The organism is Bradyrhizobium erythrophlei, from assembly GCF_042430365.1.
Taxonomy (GTDB): domain Bacteria; phylum Pseudomonadota; class Alphaproteobacteria; order Rhizobiales; family Xanthobacteraceae; genus Bradyrhizobium; species Bradyrhizobium erythrophlei.
Window position 1 is genome coordinate 1 of record NZ_JBHMET010000024.1, and the last position, 2756, is coordinate 2756.

Consider the following 2756-nt stretch of genomic DNA (forward strand, 5'->3'; position numbering starts at 1 on the left):
CGAAAGACTACTCGACAGACTACCCACCACCGCGCTCATCATCTCGACGACTATCCCGATCAGGTAACCATCGTTCGGTCGCGCCATCCTTTTGAGGGATCCGCGCTTAATGTGCTTGGCTGGTGTCATCGACGCGGCGAACTTCATCTGACGCTTGTACTGCCCGATGGTACCCGTGCCCTTGTACCGGCCGCGTGGACAGATCTGCCTATCGCACAACATTTACCGCGTGCAAGCCCGCAATGCGCTCGAGCGGCATTCCTGGCTTCCCACGCCGAGCTGCTGCACGCCCGGACGATCGTCGACGCTTTGCTGCGGCAATTGGATGCCGCGCATACTGTCCTGCCACCGGAATCGGAGGACAGCCATGCAGCAGCTAAGCTTTCTCGACCCACCACCTCAGCGCGGGGCCGTACCCGTATGGGAGGCCCTCGATAAAGAGCAGCGCGCACATCTCGTGCTGCGACTCGCCCGACTAATCGCCCGAGCAATCGCCACTGCCGGAGATCACAACGATGAACGAACTGAGCAAGATCACCGCTGAGCACCTACGCCGATGCGCAATCGTCTACGTGCGTCAGTCCAGTACGACGCAGGTCGAGCATAATCGCGAGTCCACTGCCCGTCAGTACGAGTTAGCCGAACGCGCCGCGCGGCTCGGTTGGCGACGCGATCAGGTGAAAGTCATCGATGAGGACCTCGGTATTTCCGGTTCCGGCCTTTCCGAGCGCATCGGCTTCGCGCGTATGACCGCGGAGGTCGGCCTCGGCCAGGTGGGCATCGTGCTCGGCTTGGAAGTCTCGCGACTAGCGCGCAATAATGCTGATTGGTACCGTCTGCTCGATCTATGTGGCCTGACCCACACGCTCATCGGTGATGGAGATGGGATTTATCATCCGGGCTTGTTCAATGACCGCCTGGTGCTCGGGCTCAAAGGTACGATGTCAGAGGCAGAGCTGCATGTGCTGCGTGCGCGGCTGCTCGGTGGCATCCGCAACAAGGCCGCACGCGGAGAACTGCACCGCGGGCTGCCGGTGGGTCTGGTACGGGGCGACGCCGACGGGGAGGTGCTGTTGCATCCTGACGAGTCGGTGCAAGCCGCGATCCATGCTGTCTTCGACCGCTTTTCCGAATTCGGCTCGGCACGACGCGTGTGGCTGTGGTTCCGCTCGCAAGGCCTGCGCTTTCCGCTGCACTCCAACAGCCTTGTCGATCTCCGCTGGGTCGTCCCCACTTACACAAAGATCCACCAGGTCCTCACCAACCCGTTCTATGCCGGCGTTTATGTGTATGGCCGCACCCAGCAGACATGCTATCTCGATGCGGGCGGTCGAATCCGAAAGCGCATCAGACAACGCGACCGCGAGCAGTGGCCGGTGTTCATTCGTGACCATCATGCCGGATACATCGATTGGAATACCTTCGAGGCGAACCAGAAGCGCCTGGCGCAGAACATCCGTCCTCGACCGCACCAGAGCGGGGGTGCCGTGAGAGAAGGCGCAGCACTCCTGCAAGGCCTCGCCGTATGCGGACACTGCGGTCGGCGCCTGGCCGTACACTACAGCGGCCGGTTCTCGGCGCCCGGATATCACTGCGCCGGCAAGAACATCGTCAACGGCCGGGGCGAGTACTGCCTCAACATCGGCGGTGTGCAGATCGATGCGGCTGTCGCCGAAGCGTTCCTTGCGGCTCTCGCGCCCGCAGGCCTGGAAGCCTCGCTCCAGGCGATCGAGCAATTCGACGCCGATCACGAGACGGCTCTCGCGCAGTTCCGTCGCGACGTCGAGCGTGCGCGCTACAACGCGCAGCGCGCCGAGCGACGCTATCGCGCCGTGGACCCGGAGAATAGACTCGTCGCGCGAGGACTCGAAGCAGAATGGGAAAGCGCTCTGCTGGAACTCAAGACTGCCGAATCCGAACTCTCGGACCGCGAACATGCCCGACCGCGCTCGCTTACGCACGAAGAACGCGACGCGATCCTTGCACTCGGTAAAGACCTCAAGCGTATCTGGTTCGCTCCCACGACGAGCGATCGCGATCGCAAGGAGTTGCTCCGCACGCTGCTCGACGATGTCACCTTGAGAGTCGAGCGCGATAAATACAACGCTCACCTGACGCTGCGTTGGCGCGGCGGTCTCTTCAGTGAAGTTAATGTCCCATTGCCGCACTCGCATCCATCGCCGATCCGCACCGCCGACGATACGATTGATCTGCTGCGGCGACTGGCTGCACATTATCCCGACACCAAGATCGCCGGCATCCTCAATCGCCAAGGCCGTACAACGGCCACAGGACTGTCGTTTACGGCAAATCGTGTGTCGAGCCTGCGGACGCACTGGGAGATCCCGTGCTTCGAGCCGAAACAGCAAGTGCAGGACGGCGAGTGCATGACGATCGAGAAAGCAGCACGCGCTCTCGGGATCGCACCCTCTACGTTGCATCGCTGCCTCAACGATGGCTTCATTGCCGGAGAGCAGATCACACCTGGCGCGCCGTGGCGCATCCGTATCAATGACGAGTTGCGGTCGCGCTTTGTGGAGAGCGCGCCCGAAGGTTACGTGAAGATGTTCAAGGCCATGAATCTACTCGGCGTCTCGCGGCAAACCATCTTGCAACGTGTAAAGCGCGGCGAGCTTAAGGCCGTTCACGTCTATCGCGGACGGGCAAAAGGCATACGAATTCAAGTACCCGCAGCTGCTCCAGACCTCTTCGACCCTCTCAAAAAAACTGAAGGTGTAGTATGACGCAACATCCAA

The 2756-nt window shown here is 61.2% G+C and carries 1 protein-coding gene; it reads left to right on the plus strand.

The window, feature by feature from the left end:
* Positions 1-515: 515 nt before the first annotated feature.
* Positions 516-2744 (plus strand): recombinase family protein, encoded by a 2229-nt coding sequence (locus tag ACFFWD_RS03225; protein ID WP_376961389.1) that lies wholly within the window; start codon positions 516-518, stop codon positions 2742-2744.
* Positions 2745-2756: the final 12 nt, after the last annotated feature.

Bases quoted from the DNA above. Each gene is read 5' to 3' on its own strand.
- ACFFWD_RS03225 (WP_376961389.1), top strand. From the start codon at position 516: ATGAACGAACTGAGCAAGATCACCGCTGAGCACCTACGCCGATGCGCA.